This window comes from Streptomyces sp. ML-6 (genome assembly GCF_030116705.1).
Lineage (GTDB): Bacteria > Actinomycetota > Actinomycetes > Streptomycetales > Streptomycetaceae > Streptomyces.
Map to the genome: position 1 here is coordinate 814,068 of NZ_JAOTIK010000001.1, position 15,382 is coordinate 829,449.

General features: G+C 71.0%; 17 protein-coding genes. 12 read left to right on the forward strand and 5 right to left on the reverse strand.

Annotation, left to right across the window (positions count from 1 at the left end; genetic code table 11):
* Position 1 precedes the first annotated feature (1 nt).
* Together bioD and OCT49_RS03515 are read left to right on the forward strand one after the other, a co-directional pair.
* Entirely contained in the window at positions 2–691 is a 690-nt protein-coding gene (gene bioD / locus OCT49_RS03510; RefSeq protein WP_283850435.1) for a dethiobiotin synthase, read from the forward strand.
* Between the two features lie 186 nt (positions 692–877).
* Positions 878–1,555 carry a class I SAM-dependent methyltransferase gene (locus tag OCT49_RS03515; RefSeq protein ID WP_283850436.1) on the forward strand — a complete coding sequence of 226 codons (678 nt, stop codon included), beginning with the start codon at positions 878–880 and terminating at the stop codon, positions 1,553–1,555.
* A gap of 212 nt (positions 1,556–1,767) precedes the next feature.
* Here the strand turns inward: OCT49_RS03515 and OCT49_RS03520 are convergent, their stop codons facing one another.
* Positions 1,768–2,139 carry a fic family toxin-antitoxin system, toxin component gene (locus OCT49_RS03520; protein WP_283850437.1) on the reverse strand — a complete coding sequence of 124 codons (372 nt, stop codon included), beginning with the start codon at positions 2,137–2,139 and terminating at the stop codon, positions 1,768–1,770.
* Positions 2,136–2,363 carry an antitoxin gene (locus OCT49_RS03525; protein WP_093551072.1) on the reverse strand — a complete coding sequence of 76 codons (228 nt, stop codon included), beginning with the start codon at positions 2,361–2,363 and terminating at the stop codon, positions 2,136–2,138. Before OCT49_RS03525 ends, OCT49_RS03520 begins: the two co-directional genes overlap by 4 nt.
* Positions 2,364–2,794: 431 nt before the next feature.
* Between OCT49_RS03525 and OCT49_RS03530 the strand changes: the two genes are divergently transcribed.
* From OCT49_RS03530 to mug, 7 genes are all read left to right on the forward strand, one after another.
* Positions 2,795–3,289, forward strand: a complete 495-nt coding sequence (locus OCT49_RS03530; protein ID WP_283850438.1) for a transglycosylase SLT domain-containing protein — start codon at positions 2,795–2,797, stop codon at positions 3,287–3,289.
* Positions 3,290–3,360: 71 nt separating this feature from the next.
* Positions 3,361–3,810, forward strand: coding sequence for a GNAT family N-acetyltransferase (locus OCT49_RS03535; RefSeq protein WP_283850439.1), 450 nt, complete (start codon positions 3,361–3,363; stop codon positions 3,808–3,810).
* Positions 3,811–3,983: 173 nt separating this feature from the next.
* Positions 3,984–5,318 (forward strand): hemolysin family protein, encoded by a 1,335-nt coding sequence (locus tag OCT49_RS03540; protein ID WP_283850440.1) that lies wholly within the window; start codon positions 3,984–3,986, stop codon positions 5,316–5,318.
* Positions 5,315–6,334, forward strand: a complete 1,020-nt coding sequence (locus OCT49_RS03545; protein WP_283850441.1) for a hemolysin family protein — start codon at positions 5,315–5,317, stop codon at positions 6,332–6,334. Before OCT49_RS03540 ends, OCT49_RS03545 begins: the two co-directional genes overlap by 4 nt.
* Positions 6,335–6,510: 176 nt before the next feature.
* Positions 6,511–7,359, forward strand: a complete 849-nt coding sequence (locus tag OCT49_RS03550; protein WP_283850442.1) for an SGNH/GDSL hydrolase family protein — start codon at positions 6,511–6,513, stop codon at positions 7,357–7,359.
* A 59-nt stretch (positions 7,360–7,418) separates the two neighbouring features.
* Positions 7,419–8,861: an adenylosuccinate lyase gene (purB, locus tag OCT49_RS03555; protein WP_283850443.1), complete on the forward strand. Its 1,443-nt coding sequence runs from the start codon at positions 7,419–7,421 to the stop codon at positions 8,859–8,861.
* Between the two features lie 19 nt (positions 8,862–8,880).
* Positions 8,881–9,450 (forward strand): G/U mismatch-specific DNA glycosylase, encoded by a 570-nt coding sequence (gene mug, locus OCT49_RS03560; RefSeq protein ID WP_283850444.1) that lies wholly within the window; start codon positions 8,881–8,883, stop codon positions 9,448–9,450.
* A 68-nt stretch (positions 9,451–9,518) separates the two neighbouring features.
* Here the strand turns inward: mug and OCT49_RS03565 are convergent, their stop codons facing one another.
* Both OCT49_RS03565 and OCT49_RS03570 read right to left on the reverse strand, forming a co-directional pair.
* Positions 9,519–10,256: an ABC transporter permease gene (locus tag OCT49_RS03565; RefSeq protein ID WP_283850445.1), complete on the reverse strand. Its 738-nt coding sequence runs from the start codon at positions 10,254–10,256 to the stop codon at positions 9,519–9,521.
* A 2-nt stretch (positions 10,257–10,258) separates the two neighbouring features.
* Positions 10,259–11,197, reverse strand: a complete 939-nt coding sequence (locus OCT49_RS03570) for an ABC transporter ATP-binding protein (protein ID WP_283850446.1) — start codon at positions 11,195–11,197, stop codon at positions 10,259–10,261.
* Positions 11,198–11,304: 107 nt separating this feature from the next.
* On the opposite strand from OCT49_RS03570, the gene OCT49_RS03575 reads away from it, so the two are divergent.
* The 3 genes from OCT49_RS03575 (at position 11,305) to OCT49_RS03585 (ending at position 14,388) form a co-directional block, all read left to right on the forward strand.
* Entirely contained in the window at positions 11,305–12,477 is a 1,173-nt protein-coding gene (locus OCT49_RS03575) for a sensor histidine kinase (protein ID WP_283850447.1), read from the forward strand.
* A gap of 4 nt (positions 12,478–12,481) precedes the next feature.
* Positions 12,482–13,132, forward strand: coding sequence for a response regulator transcription factor (locus OCT49_RS03580; protein WP_283850448.1), 651 nt, complete (start codon positions 12,482–12,484; stop codon positions 13,130–13,132).
* Positions 13,133–13,230: 98 nt separating this feature from the next.
* On the forward strand, positions 13,231–14,388 hold the full coding sequence (locus OCT49_RS03585; RefSeq protein WP_283850449.1) for an ROK family transcriptional regulator: 1,158 nt from the start codon (positions 13,231–13,233) through the stop codon (positions 14,386–14,388).
* Positions 14,389–14,593: 205 nt separating this feature from the next.
* Here the strand turns inward: OCT49_RS03585 and OCT49_RS03590 are convergent, their stop codons facing one another.
* On the reverse strand, positions 14,594–15,361 hold the full coding sequence (locus OCT49_RS03590; protein ID WP_283850450.1) for a GntR family transcriptional regulator: 768 nt from the start codon (positions 15,359–15,361) through the stop codon (positions 14,594–14,596).
* Between the last annotated feature and the right edge of the window lie 21 nt (positions 15,362–15,382).

The window sequence follows — 15,382 nt, forward strand, 5'->3', positions numbered from 1 at the left end:
GATGACCGTTCTGGTGGTGACGGGCACGGGCACGGAGATCGGCAAGACGATCGTGACGGCGGCCGTGGCGGCGGTGCGCCCGGACCGGTCCGTCGCGGTGCTCAAGCCCGCGCAGACGGGGCTCGCGCCGGATGAGCCGGGGGACGCGGCCGAGGCGGCGCGGCTGGCCGGCGATCATGTCACCGCGGTCGAACTGGCGCGCTTCCCCGAACCGTTGGCGCCCGCCACGGCTGCCCGCAGGGCGGGGCTGCCTCCGGTGCGGCCGTACGAGATCGCCGACGCGGCGGAGAAGCTGGCGACCGAGCACGATCTCGTGCTGATCGAGGGCGCGGGCGGTCTGCTGGTGCGGTTCGACGACGAGGGCGCGACCCTCGCCGACGCGGCCCGGCTGCTGGCCGCCCCGGTGCTGGTCGTGACACCCGCCGGGCTGGGCACGCTCAACACCGCGGCGCTGACCTCGGAGGCGCTGCGGGCCCGGGGGCTCGAATGCCGCGGCCTGGTGGTGGGCAGCATGCCCGCAGAGCCGGACCTGGCGGCGCGCTGCAATCTGGTGGACCTACCAGTGGTGACGGGCGCGCCGCTCCTGGGCGCGGTCCCGGCCGGCGCGGGCGCGCTGGCGCCCGCCGATTTCCGTGCGCGGTCCGGGAGTTGGCTCGCCGCGGAACTGGGCGGGACCCGGCCGCCCGGCTGAGCGGCCGGGCCGTACGGAACGGAACGGGCCGGGTGAAACGGGCAGGGAGCTGCAGAACGGGCGGAACGGGCCGGGCCGGGCCGGGCCGGGCGGAACGACCGCGCGGGGAGAATTTGCCGTGCGGAGCGGGAAGAATCCTAGAAGAGCCGCACTCTTCGCTCGTGCGCCCGGCCGAGGAGGTCCGTCATGCGTCTGCGCAGCACGAGAATCCCGCAGGACGCGGTGCACCACCCCGTCTTCGCCCGGTTCTACGCCCGGGTGAGCGTGATCGCGGAGACCAGGGCGGGGCTGGGCGCGGTGCGTGCGGAACTGCTGGCCGGGCTGTCCGGCCGGGTCATCGAGGTGGGCGCGGGCAACGGGCTGAACTTCGCGCACTACCCGCCCGGGGTGGCGGAGGTGGTGGCCATCGAACCCGAGTGTGGCCTGCGGCGGTTGGCGGTGCGGTCCGCCCTGCGCGTCGGCCTCCCGGTGGACGTGGTGCCGGGCACGGCGGAGGCGCTGCCGGTCAAGAGCGAGGCGTTCGACGGAGCCGTCGCGTCGCTGGTGCTGTGCACCGTACGGGATGTGGAGCGCTCGCTCGCGGAGATCAGGAGGGTGCTGCGGCCCGGTGGTGCGCTGTGCTTCTTCGAGCACGTGCGGGCCGAGGGCCGGGCCATGGCGCTGACGCAGCGGGCGCTGGACCGTACGGTCTGGCCGCTGCTGACGGGCGGGTGCCATACGGCGCGCGACACCCTGGCGGCCATCGAGGGGGCCGGGTTCGTGGTGGAGTCCTACCGCAGGGTCAGGATGCCGGAGCGGGGTGTCCAGCTGCCCACCTCGTCGTGCGTACTGGGCACGGCGCGGCGACCGGGCGGGGCGGGCTGACGCCCCGGGCCGCCTCCGGGTCCGAGGCGCCCGGCCGTCGCAGCGTCACGGGCCGGGGCGAGCGCGTCGCCCACCGTGCCGTGCCGTCGTGCGGCGCGGATACCGCCGTACGGTGCGGCGCCACCATGCAGTGCAGTGCCGCCATGCAGTGCAGTGCCGCCATGCAGTGCAGTGCCGCCATGCAGTGCAGTTGCAGTGCACTGCAACTGCAGTCACAGGCTCCAGTGGCGCAGCTCGTCGGCAATGGCCCGGACGTCGGCCTTGCCCTCCTTGACCAGCCTGGCCAGGTCGCGTACCTGCTCGGGCGAGGTGACGACCTTGAGGCCGGAGGCCACGAGGTAGCCGTACGCAACGGCTGAGGAGAACATCGCGTTGGAGTGTTCGAGCGCGGGGACGTGGAGCAGCAGTTGCAGGAGCGCGGCGGCCCTGATGTGCGGGTCGCTGTAGACGGGGCTGCCGAAGATCTCGGCCTCGTGACGGGCCACCGCGGCCACGAGCGCACCCCAGTCGACGACCTGCGGATCGCCGGGGGTCTTGTGCTCGGCCACCATGAGCAGCCAGGACAGGTCGATCTGGAGGTTCAACGCGTACCTTTGCGCTCCGGGCCGAACTCCTCGGCGAACACCGACTCGTACTGCTTCATGAAGTCGGCCGCTGCTTCGACGAAGGTGTGTCCGACCTCCCCCGCGTCCTGCCGCACGAGTTCCTCTATGTAGCGGTTCACACTCATCCCCCTTTGCAGCGCTCGTTGCCGCGCGGCCTCGGCGGTGGCCTCGTCCACTCTCACGTTCAGCTGAGTCTTGGGCACGAAACCACGCTAGCGCGCTTGCGCTAGCACCGGCAACAGCTGCTCCCGATGCCCCGTACACCCGTCGACCGCCCCCATGAGGGGTCCGTCGGGGCCCGTGATGAGGGGTCCGTCAGGGCCCGTGAATGTGATGCCACCCATAGGAGCTGGGTCACATACCAAGCTGCTTAGTAGCAGCGAACCCTCCCCAATGGCTCCAAACAGCCATCAAAACTCTCATTCCGGACATCTCTCCTGGTCCGGGTAGTACGTCACATCGTTGACCCCCACCGCGGCCGCCGCTAACCATGGCTGTCATCGCGGAAACCGCCGGACCGGCCGGACACCCACCAGGCCGCCGCACCCCCGCACCGCAGGACCCGCCCCCGCCCCACCCCCCGGCACCCCCGTGCCCGGGACCGGGCACCCCCACACCAGGAGCACCCACCCGCATGATGATCACCCGCACCCGTCTGCGCGCCCTGACCGCCACCGTCGCCACCACCGCCGCCGCGGCCGCCGCCCTCACTCTCACCTCCACCTCCGCCCAGGCCGCCGAGACCCCCCAGGCCGCCCCCGCCGCCAAGACCACCACCGCCACCGGCACCCAGGGCGACAAGGGCCACGCCAACAACCTCGACGGCTGGATCAAGGAAGCCCTGGCCGTCATGAAGGCCAAGGGCATCCCCGGCACCTACGAAGGACTGCACCGCAACATCATGCGCGAGTCCAGCGGCAACCCCAACGCACAGAACGGCTGGGACATCAACGCCCAGAAGGGCACCCCCTCCAAGGGCCTGCTCCAGGTCATCCAGCCCACCTTCGACGCCTACCACGTCCCCGGCACCGCCCACAGCCTCACCGACCCCGTCGCCAACATCACCGCCGCCGCCAACTACGCCGCCGACCGCTACGGCTCCATCGACAACGTCAACTCCGCCTACTGACAACCGAATCACGGGTCACCCTCGGCACAAACCGTTCGCCGAGCGGACCGGCACTCTGCTTGGCTCGCCCGATGAACGAGCACCGGAACGATCACCGAAACGACCTCCGCATCCGCCATGCCGGCCTCCCGGACATCGACGCCGTATTGGACTTCTGGCGCGAGGCTGCGGAGGGGACGAGCATCAGCGACGACCACGACGGAGTGGCCCGACTGATTTCGAGAGATCCCGAAGCCCTGCTCCTGGCGGAGCGGGACGGGCGGCTCGTCGGAACGGTCATAGCGGGTTTCGACGGCTGGCGGTGCTCCGCCTACCGCCTGGCCGTACACCCGGACGCGCGCCGACAGGGCATCGCCGCCGCACTGATGGCGGCGGCGGAGCAGAGGTTCACCGCTCTGGGCGGGCGCCGCGTCGACGCCATGGTCCTGGAGGCCAACGAACGGGCGCACCACGCATGGGCCGCGGTCGGCTACCACCGCGAGGATCACTGGCGACGTTGGGTAAAGCCGCTCACAGAGTGAGACGATCACCGAAAGAGTGGTCGACTTTGCCGATCCTTTACTATGGGTGTCCTTCTGTCCGCCCCTTCCGAAAGGTGTGAGCGTCCTTCCATGGGCGAGCCTCCCAGTAGCCGTTGCCACAGGCACCGAGCGATCCTCCTGCCCCTGCCCGATCATGGGACGGAGGTGAACCGATGACCGAAGTGCTTCTTCTGCTCGTGGCGGTCCTGCTCTCGCTCGCCTGCGGTGCCTTCGTCGCGGCGGAGTTCTCGCTGACGACGGTCGAGCGCGGACAGCTGGAACGGGCCGTCGAGCGGGGCGAGCGTGGTGCGGCGAGCGCCATGAAGGCTGTGCGCAGCCTCACCTTCCAGCTCTCCGGCGCACAGCTCGGCATCACCGTCACCAACCTGGTGGTCGGCATGCTCTCCGAACCGTCCATCGCGAAGCTGATCCGCGGCCCGATGGAGGCCATCGGGCTGCCGCCGAGCCTGGCATCCTCCGTGGCCCTCGTCCTGGGAACCGCGCTGTCCACCGTCTTCCTGATGATCGTCGGCGAGCTGGTCCCGAAGAACTGGGCGATCTCCTCCCCGCTGGCCGTGGCGAAGACCGTGGCGGCCCCCCAGCGGATCTTCACCGCAATCTTCCGGCCCTTCATCAGCCACCTCAACAACACCGCGAACCGGATCGTGCGCCGCTTCGGCCTGGAACCGGCCGAGGAGCTCGCGTCGGCGCGCAGCCCCCAGGAGTTGGCCGCGCTGGCACGGCACAGCGCGAAGGAGGGCGCCTTGGAAGCGGACACCGCGGAGCTTTTCGTCCGCACCCTCAACCTGGCGGAGCTGACGGCGGAGAACGTGATGACCCCCCGGGTCCAGGTCACCGCCCTCGACGCGCAGGCGACCGCCGAGGACGTGGCGAACGCCACCCGGGCGACCGGCCTGTCCCGCTTCCCCGTCTACCGCGGCAACCTCGACACCGTCATCGGTGTCGCGCACATCAAGGACGTCCTGGCGATACCCGCCGAACAGCGGCCCCGTACGCGCGTCTCGGAGATGCTGCGCGAGCCCCTGCTCGTACCGGAGACCCTCACCGTGGACCGGCTCCTGGACCGGTTGTCCGGCAAGCTCACGATGGCCGTCGTCATCGACGAGTACGGCGGCACGGCCGGGGTCGCGACGCTGGAGGACATCGTCGAGGAGGTGGTCGGCGAGGTGCGTGACGAACACGACCCGCACGAGACGCCGGACCTCGCGCCGGCCGGTGAGGACGCCGACGGGCGGACCCTGTGGTCGGCCGACGGCGCCGCGCGCGTCGACCAGCTGAGGACGATCGGACTGCGGGTGCCCGACGGCCCCTACGAGACCCTCGCCGGAGTGGTCGCCACCGAGGTGGGCCGCATTCCCGCCGTGGGTGATTCGGTCGAGATGGCGGGCTGGCGGATCGACGTGGTCGACGCGTCCGGACGCCGTGTCGCGCGGGCCCTGCTGCACGCGCCGCTGCCCGACGACGAGCGGACGGAGGACGAACGATGATCGCCGTCCAGCTCCTCATCGGACTGTTGACCCTGGTCGTCAACGCCTTCTTCGTCGGTGCGGAGTTCGCCCTGATCTCTGTGCGCCGCAGCCAGATCGAGCCCGAGGCCGAGGCCGGGAACCGGCGGGCGCGGAGTGTCGTCTGGGGCCTCGAACACGTATCGGCGCTGCTCGCGGCGGCCCAGCTGGGCATCACGCTGTGCACGCTGGTGCTCGGCATCGTCGCCGAGCCGGCCATCGCGCACCTGCTGGAGCCCGTCTTCGACGCGGTGGGGGTGCCGCACGGACTGATCCATCCGATCTCGTTCGTGATCGCGCTCTCCTTGGCGACGTACCTGCACATGCTGCTCGGCGAGATGGTGCCGAAGAACATCGCCCTGGCCGAGCCCGTACGGGCCGCGCTGCTGCTGGGACCGCCTCTGGTGGCGCTCGCCAGGGCCCTGCGCCCGGTGATCTTCACGATCAACGCCTTCGCCAACGCCTTGCTCAAGATCCTGCGCGTCGAGGCGAAAAACGAGGTGGCGGCAACGTTCTCCGACGACGAGCTGGCCCGCCTGGTGAAGGACGCCGGGGACGCCGGGCTGGTCGACGACCGCTCGGCCGAACGACTGCACCACGCCCTCGAGCTGGGCCGCCGCCCGGTGCGGGACGTGGTGATGCCGGTGGACCGCGTCGTGTACGCCGAGGTCGGCACCACGCCGGAGCAGTTGGAACGCCTCTCGTACGAGACCGGCTTCTCCCGCTTCCCCGTGATGGGCAGCGCGGAACGGATCCTGGGCTACCTCCATGTGAAGGACGCCCTCGACGCCGTACCGCGCGACGTCCCGTTCCCCGTGGCGTCGATGCGGCCGATCGCCCGGGTCCGGGCCGACACCCCGCTCGACGACGTACTGACCGCGCTGCGGCGCAGCCGTACCCACCTGGCGGCGGTCCTCGACGAGGACGGGCGACTGGCCGGAATGGTCACCATGGAGGACGTGCTCCGCGAACTGGTGGGCCGCCCCAAGGCCCGCTGAACCGCCACTCCGGTCACCAGCACCGCACGGGCCGGTGACGCCTCCCCCCGGGGCGTCACCGGCCCGGTCCGTTTCCGGCACCGGTCCGTTTCCGGCCCCGCGAGCTGCGGGCTGTGGGCTGCGGGTGACCGAGAACCCGGGGAAGGCCGGAGCCACCGCGATACGATCGCATCGCCATGGAAATGAATGCCTCCTACAACAGTCTCGTCGCGGTCGGCGACTCGTTCACCGAGGGCATGTCGGACCTGCTGCCCGACGGTTCCTACCGCGGCTGGGCCGATGTCCTGGCCGGACGGCTCGCCGCCCGCGCTCCGGGGTTCCGCTACGCGAACCTCGCCGTGCGGGGCAAACTGATCGGCCAGATAGTCGACGAGCAGGTCGACGCGGCCGCGGCCATGGGCGCGGATGTCGTCACGCTCGTCGGCGGGCTCAACGACACCCTGCGCCCCAAGTGCGACATGGGCATGGTCCGGGGGCGGATCGAAGAGGCCGTGGAGCGTCTCGCCCCCTCCTGCAAGAAGCTCGTGCTCATGCGGAGCCCCGGCCGGAACGGGCCGGTGATGGAGCGTTTCCGGCCGCGGATGGAGGAGCTGCTCTCCCTGGTCGACACGCTGGCGGCCCGGCACGGGGCGGTGGTCGTCGATCTGTACGGGGCACCCGCCCTGGGAGACCCCCGGTTGTGGGACGTGGACCGGCTGCATCTGACAGCCGACGGGCACCGCCGGGTCGCCGAGGCCGTCTGGCAGACGCTGGGCCTGCCGCCGGAGGACGACTGGCGGAGCCCCCTGTCGGCCGCAGTGCCGCCGAAGTGGGCGAGGCGACGCGTCGACGACCTCCGTTTCGCCCGTGAACACCTGATGCCGTGGATCGGCCGTCGGCTGACCGGCCGCTCGTCCGGAGACGGCCGGACGGGCGCCCAGTACAGCCCCGAACTGGGCAGAGCCTTCTGGGTCACCCCCCAGGACACCCGGGACCCCGGTCCGGTGGCGGGATGGCGCCGAGTGGACGCGGATCCGCTCTCGTAGCAACCCACAAACCGGACCGCGGCGCTGGCCTGCACAAATCGCCAGTAGAATCCGGACACGTGACTGCTGTGTCTGCGAAGCCTCGCATCCCCAATGTCCTGGCCGGCCGCTACGCCTCCACGGAGCTGGCCGTCCTCTGGTCCCCCGAGCAGAAGGTGAAGCTGGAACGCCGGCTGTGGCTGGCGGTGCTGCGCGCTCAGAAGGACCTCGGGATCGAGGTGCCGGAGGCCGCGCTCACCGACTATGAACGTGTCGTCGACCAGGTCGACCTGGCCTCGATCGCCGAGCGCGAGAAGGTGACCCGCCACGACGTCAAGGCCCGGATCGAGGAGTTCAACGCCCTCGCCGGCCACGAGCAGGTCCACAAGGGCATGACCTCCCGGGACCTCACGGAGAACGTCGAGCAGCTTCAGATCCGGCTCTCCCTGGAGCTGATGCGCGACCGCACGGTGGCGGTTCTGGCCAGGCTCGGCAAGCTGGCGGGCGAGTACCGCGAGCTGGTCATGGCCGGGCGCTCCCACAACGTCGCCGCACAGGCGACCACGCTCGGCAAGCGCTTCGCGACGGCCGCGGACGAGCTCCTGGTGGCGTACGGGCGGCTGGAGGACCTGCTGGGCCGCTACCCGCTGCGCGGCATCAAGGGCCCCGTGGGCACCGCGCAGGACATGCTCGACCTGCTGGGCGGCGACGCCGACAAGCTCGCCGACCTCGAACAGCGCATCGCCGCACACCTCGGCTTCACCCAGGCTTTCACCTCGGTGGGCCAGGTCTACCCCCGTTCCCTCGACTACGACGTGGTGACCGCCCTGGTCCAGCTGGCCGCTGCGCCCTCGTCGGTCGCGAAGACGATCCGTCTCATGGCCGGCCACGAGCTGGTGACCGAGGGCTTCAAGCCGGGCCAGGTCGGCTCGTCCGCGATGCCGCACAAGATGAACACCCGCTCCTGCGAGCGTGTCAACGGCCTGATGGTGATCCTGCGCGGCTACGCGTCGATGACCGGCGAGCTGGCGGGCGACCAGTGGAACGAGGGCGACGTCTCGTGTTCCGTGGTCCGCCGGGTGGCGCTCCCGGACGCCTTCTTCGCGTTCGACGGTCTGCTGGAGACCTTCCTGACGGTGCTCGACGAGTTCGGGGCGTTCCCGGCCGTCGTGGCCCGTGAGCTGGACCGCTACCTGCCGTTCCTCGCCACGACCAAGGTCCTGATGGGCGCGGTGCGTGCGGGGGTCGGCCGTGAGGTCGCCCACGAGGCGATCAAGGAGCACGCGGTCGCCTCGGCACTGGCCATGCGCGAGCAGGGCGCCGAGCGCAACGAGCTGCTCGACAAGCTGGCCGCCGACGAGCGCATCCCGCTGGACCGCGCGGAGCTGGACGCGTTGATGGCCGACAAGCTCTCCTTCACCGGGGCCGCCGGCGACCAGGTCGCCTCGCTGGTCTCCCGCATCGAGGAGATCGTCAAGCAGCACCCCGAGGCTGCCGCGTACACGCCGGGCTCCATCCTGTGACGGCCACGCCCACAGCCGGATGACTCCCGAAGAGCTCCGCGCCGCCCGCGACCACACCGTTCCCGATGTGGTCGCGGGCGGTCTGCGGGTCCTGTTCTGCGGAATCAATCCCAGTCTGACGACCGGCGCCACGGGCCACCACTTCGCCCATCCCGGCAACCGTTTCTGGCCCGTCCTCCATCGGTCCGGCTTCACCCCCCGCCAGCTGAAACCGGCCGAGCAGACCGAACTGCTGCGTTACGGGCTCGGCATCACCAACGTGGTCGCCCGCGCCACCGCCCGGGCGGACGAGCTGTCCGCCGAGGAGTTCCGCGAGGGCGGCCGGATCCTGGCCGCCAAGGTCGAGCAGTTGCGACCGCGGTGGCTGGCGGTCGTGGGAGTCACGGCGTATCGCACCGCCTTCAACCGGCGAACCGCCCGGATCGGTCCGCAGGACCACACCATCGGCGTCGCCCGTGTCTGGGCCCTGCCCAACCCCAGTGGCCTGAACGCCCACTGGACCACCCTGACCATGGCGGAGGAGTACGCACGCCTCCGCGCCGCAGTCGACCACGACGAGCCCCAGCCCTTTTCCTCCGAAGCCCCCTGACCCCTGCCTCCTCCAGCACTCAGGAGCCTTCGGCCGCACGGTGTTCCGCGAGGTAAGGGATCGGCGGGTCACGCGTCCCGGCGTCTGATCGCCCACCAGCCGGCCAGCACCGCGACCGCCGCCCAGGCCGCTGCCACCGCGAGCCCGGCCCATGGTCCGAGAGCTCCCTCGGGGTTCTGGTGGAGCACCAGCTGTCCCGCGCGGTCCGGCAGATACTGCGCAACGCTGCCCGCGACGTCTCCGACCACGAAGGAGACGATGAGTATGAACGGGATGAGCAGGCTGAGCACGGCGACGGCGCTGCGCAGCACCACTGCCAGTCCGGCGGCGAACAGAGCCATCAGGGCCAGGTACGTCCCGCCTCCGACGACTGCTCGCAGGGCGCCCGGCTCGCCGAGGCCGATCGCGTACTCGCCCATGAACATCTGGCCCACCAGGAAGGAACTGAGGCTGGTGACCAGGCCGACGGCGAGTGCCATCGTTCCGATGAGCGCGATCTTGACGGTGTAGAAGAGGTTGCGGCGCGGCACGGCGGCGAGCGATATGCGCAGAGCGCCGTTGAGGTACTCGGACGAGATCGCGGTCGCGCCGAAGCTGATGGCCGCGATCTGACCGAAGTTCAGCGCGTAGAAGGCGTTGAAGACCGGATCGGCTCCCGGGTTGTCCGCCTCGGCCTGGCCGACGGTGGCGAAGGCCAGCACGGTGATGGCGAGTGTCACGAGAAGGATCGCGGCCAGGGAACCGGCGACGGACCGCACCGATCTGATCTTGATCCACTCGGAGTGCAGCACTGCGGCGGTCGACATGGTCAGCCCTCCCGAGGGTCGGTGGTCGAGGTGGACGCCGATGCGAATTCCGTGGCATCGGCGGTGAGGTCGAGGTAGGCCTGTTCCAACGTGACCTGCTCATCGACGAGTTCGAGAACGGCGATGCCCTCGGCTGCGGCCAGCGCACCGATCTCCCCGGCCTTCGCACCCTCCACGGTCCAGCGGCCGTCACCGTCCCGCGCCGGCTCGTACCCCTTGCGGAGCAATATGTCGCGCAGCCTGGTGGGCTCGGTCGTGCGCACCCGCACCCGGGGCCGGCTGCGGGACTCCAGGAATTCCCGCATCGGCAGGTCGGCGAGGAGCCGGCCCCGGCCGAGCACCACCAGGTGGTCGGCGAACGACGAGGTCTCGTTCATCAGGTGACTGGAGACCAGGACCGTCCGCCCTTCCCGGGCGAGTCTCTTCATCAACTCCCGGATCCAGATGATGCCTTCCGGGTCCAGACCGTTCGACGGCTCGTCGAGCATCACGACCTCCGGATCGCCCAGCAGGGCGGCAGCTATGCCCAGCCGCTGGCGCATGCCGAGCGAGAAGGTCTTGATCCGTGCTCCGCCGACCTCTCTGAGGCCCGCCTCCTCCAGAACCTCCTCGACCCTGCGCGCACCCAGGCCGTTGCTGACGGCGAGGGCCCGCAGGTGGTTCCGGGCGGTGCGCGAGCCGTGGGCGGCCTGGGCATCGAGCAGGGCGCCCACGCGGCGCAGCGGGTTGTCGAGCGTGGTGTAGGGCCGCCCGCCGATCGTGGCCCTGCCGGCGGTGGGCCGGTCAAGGCCGAGAACGAGTCGCATGGTGGTGGACTTGCCCGCGCCGTTGGGGCCGAGAAAACCGGTGACGCGTCCGGGCCCCACACTGAACGTGAGGTCGTCCACGGCGCGGTTCGCACCGTATTCCTTGGTGAGTTGCTGGACGTCGATGTTGGTCATGTCCTCAGCCTCGCGGTCGCGCCCCGGGCCCCGCCTCCCCCGCGAGTGGGGACGATCTCCCTCGCTCGGGGGAGCCGTCGGGCTGCGCGGGCTGACACGATGGCGGCATGTTCCGTCTTCTCCGCCCGCTCGCCTCGTCCGTGACCTACACCCGATGGCTCCACATCGTCATCCCGGGTGCGGTCTGCAGCGTGTGGATGTTCATCTCACCGGACACGCCGTGGGCGCCCATGCTCTTCGCTGTTCCGGCCGGGCTGCTGCCGGGGATGCGGCTCGCCGAGGGGGTCCAGGCACAGCTTCTGCTCACCCCCGGCGAGCGGGGCAGGCCCGATGCCTCGATATCCGCGAGCCCCGCAACCACCTGGGCGGATCGTTGGAGAACCGTGGCGTGGCTGGAGATACGGCTGGTGTTCGCCGCTGTCGTAGGGATGGCCAGTGTGTGGCTGCCCGCGACCGCGGTCGACCTCGCCATGGCCGCGTCCGGATTCCGTCCGAGCGGCGACTGGCTGGTCCGCGGGGTGGAGGCGCACTGGTGGTACGCCCTGGTCGTTCCGGTTCCCCTGCTGGTTCTGCTCGCCCTCGTCGTGGCAAGCGGCCGGTTGATCACCGCGGCCGCCCGGTGGTTCCTCGGTCTCTCTCCGGTACAGCGGCTGACCGCGCTGGAGGAGCGTACGGAACAGTTGTTGGAACGCAATCGCATCGCCCGTGAGTTGCACGACTCGATCGGGCACGCGTTGACGGTCGCGGTCGTGCAGGCGGGCGCGGCCCGGGCGGCGCAGAACCCGGAGTTCACCGAGCGGGCGCTGACCGCGATCGAGGAGACCGGCCGCGACGCGCTCGACGACCTGGAGCGGGTTCTGCGGGTGCTGCGTGAATCGGGAGGACCGGTGGGGCAACAGCCGACGTTGGTGGAAGCGGACCGGCTGCTGGACTCCGCGCGCAGTTCGGGCGCGGAGGTCGACGCGGAGGTGTCCGGCCCGCTGGAGCAGTTGCCGGGGTCCGTCTCCCGCGAGGGATACCGCATCCTTCAGGAGTCCCTCACCAACGTGCTGCGCCACTCGGGGGCGGTTTCCATCCGGGTGCGGATCAGTATCACGAAGAGGCGGCTGGAATTGGAAGTCACCAATCCGCTCACGGACACGACACGCAAACCGGGCGGGGGGAGCGGGTTGCGGGGAATCCGGGAACGGGCCGCGTTGCTGGGTGGAAAGGCGAAGACGGGTCCGCACGGCGACGAGTGGCGGGTGCGGGCGAGTCTTCCGTTGAACGGGTTGAGGTGATCCGATGCCGATCCGTGTTCTTCTGGTGGACGACGAACCCCTTGTCCGGGCGGGGTTGCGTGCGGTTCTCGACTCCCAGCCCGACATCGAAGTGGTGGGCGAGGCAGGCGACGGGGCCGCCGTGATCCCGTTGCTGCGTCAGCTGCACCCCGACGTGGTGGCCATGGACGTCAGAATGCCACTGATGGACGGCATCGAAGCCACCCGGGTGGTGCTGCGCACGGTGCCGGACCCGCCGAAGATCCTGGTGGTCACCACCTTCGAGAACGACGAGTACGTCTATGAGGCGCTGCGGGCCGGCGCGGACGGTTTTCTCCTCAAGCGTTCCCGTCCCGCCGAGATCGTGCACGCGGTGCGCCTGGTCGCCGAGGGCGAGTCGTTGCTGTTCCCGGCGGCGGTCCGGCAGCTCGCCGCCGAGTACGGCACCAGCAAGGCGCGAGCGGTCATGGACCGGGCGGCGCTCACCGACCGGGAGTCCGCCGTCCTGCGTCTGATGGCCCGCGGCCTGTCGAATGCGGAGATCGCCGCCAAACTCGTGGTCGGGGTCGAGACGGTGAAGACCCATGTGAGCGCCGTGCTCACCAAGTTGGGGGCACGGGACCGCACCCAGGCGGTGATCGCGGCCTACGAGTCCGGGTTCGTCGCTCCGGGGTGACGGCCCCGTCCCGGACGTCCATCGCGGCCCACGGTCGCCCCGCACCCGGCCAGCGAGTACCATCCGCCTGACATGCGCTCGAGCAGGGAGGACACCTCGTGGGCCGGCTGACCGGTGGAGACCCGTCACTGTTGCGGCGCATCAATTCCGCAGTGGTGCTGCACGCTCTCCGGGGCGCCGACTCCCCCACTCTCACGGATCTGACCCGTATCACGGGCCTGTCCCGGCCGACGGTCGAGGGCGTGATGGAGGGGCTCTTCGAGGCCGGGCTGGTCGTCGAGTCGGTGCCCGACGGGGCCGGGGCCCGGCGGCAGGGCCGGCCGGCCCGCCGGTTCAGGTTCCGGGCCGAGGCCGGGTATCTGCTCGGCATCGAGATCGGCCCGCACCGGGTGTCCGCCCTGCTGTCCGGGCTGGACGGCCGGATCATCGGCTCCGGCTCGCGCAAGGTGTCGGAGACCGCGAGCGCCGATGACCGGCTCGACAAGGTGAGGGCCGTGGTGGCCGACCTCCTGCGGCGGACGGGGGTGGCCCGGAGCAGTCTGCGGGCGGTGGGGATCGGCAGTCCCGGCATCGTGGAGGCCGACGGGACGGTACGGCTCGGCACCGCGCTGCCGGGGTGGACAGGGCTGGCGCTGGGCGAGCGGCTGAGACGGTCCTTCCGCTGTCCCGTCCTCGTGGAGAACGACGCCAATGCGGCAGCGGTCGCGGAACACTGGAAGGGCGCCGCCGTCGAGTCCGACGACGTCGTCTTCGTCCTGGCAGGGCTGAGCCCCGGTGCCGGGTCCTTGATCGGCGGGCGTCTGCACCGCGGCTTCGGCGGTGCGGCGGGCGAGATCGGCGCACTGCATCTGCTGGGCCGCGAGGCCACTCCGGAACGCCTGCTGTCCACGACGGGCACGCCGCTGGACCCGTTGGACGAGCCCGCCGTGGCCGATGTGTTCGCGAAGGCACGCCAGGGTGACATCCGGGCCCAGGCTGCGGTCGAGCGGTTCATCCAGCGTCTGGTGCACGATGTCGCGGCGCTGGTGCTGGCGCTGGATCCGGAGCTGGTGGTGGTGGGCGGCTGGGCCACCGGGCTGGACGACGTGCTGGAGCCGCTCCGTCGGGAGCTGGCCCGCTACTGCCTCCGGCCGCCCCGGGTCACACTGTCGCTGCTCGGGGAGACGGCGGTGGCCACCGGCGCACTGCGGCTGGCTCTCGACCGTGTGGAGGAGCAGCTCTTCGCGGTGGAGGGAACGGCGACGGCCCGCCGCTGAGTGCGACGGGCCGTGCGTGCCGGTGTCCCGGTGAGAGGTCCGGGGCGTCCGGGGCCGGGACTCGCCCCGGGGCTCCCGGAACGGACTGTTGTCCCCGGCACAGGCTCTTGGCCCCGGGACGGGGCTTCGGGGCGTCCGGTGTTCCTGGGCCGGGTCCGGATGACCTGAAGCTCCCGGGTCCGGAGCTCCGGGACCGGGCGGGGTCTCAGGACGCCTGGCGCTGCTGGGTATGGTGGCTGATCTCCAGGTCGCCCGAGTCGCCGAAGGTGAGCCGGCAGGTGTCCGCCCGGTACGTGGCGACGGAGAGCGCGGCGGTGCCGCCCGCGGCGAGGTAGCGGGTGGTGACGACGAGCACGGGGGCGCCGGGAAGCCGGTCGAGTTCCTTGGCGTCGTCCACCCGGGCGGATCCGAGCTCCACCGACCGGTCCTGGCCTTCGAGGCGGAGGCGGTGCAGTTCGCGCAGGACGCCGCGGGCCCGGACGGCGCCGGAGGGGGTGTCGATCGCGGAGAGTTCGGGCACGGACGAGGCCGGGACGTAGAGGAGTTCCGCCGCGACCGCCTGGCCGTGGGTCACCCGGATCCGGCGCACGATGTGTACCGGCTCGTCGGCGTCCACGTCGAGTGCGGCCGACACCGACGCCGGTGCGACGGCCGTCGTGCAGTCCACTGGCTGCCATGCCTCGGCCGTACCGCCGCCGGACCAGTCCCGCTGCGCGGTGGAGACGGCGACCCCGACACGCGGCGGGGCGACGGTGGTTCCGACGCCGCGGCGGCGCTGGAGCCTTCCTTCGAGTTCGAGCTGCTCCAGAGCCTGTCGGAGCGTGGCTCGGGCGACTCCGAACCGGGCGGCGAGCTCACGCTCGTTGGGCAGGATCTCGCCCACCGCAAAGTCCGAGTCGAGTGCCTCACTGAGCACGGTCTTGAGGTGCCAGTACTTCGGCTCCTGCACCGATTCCAGCTGCGTGGTCCCCACCCTGTCCTCCGCAATCGCCCA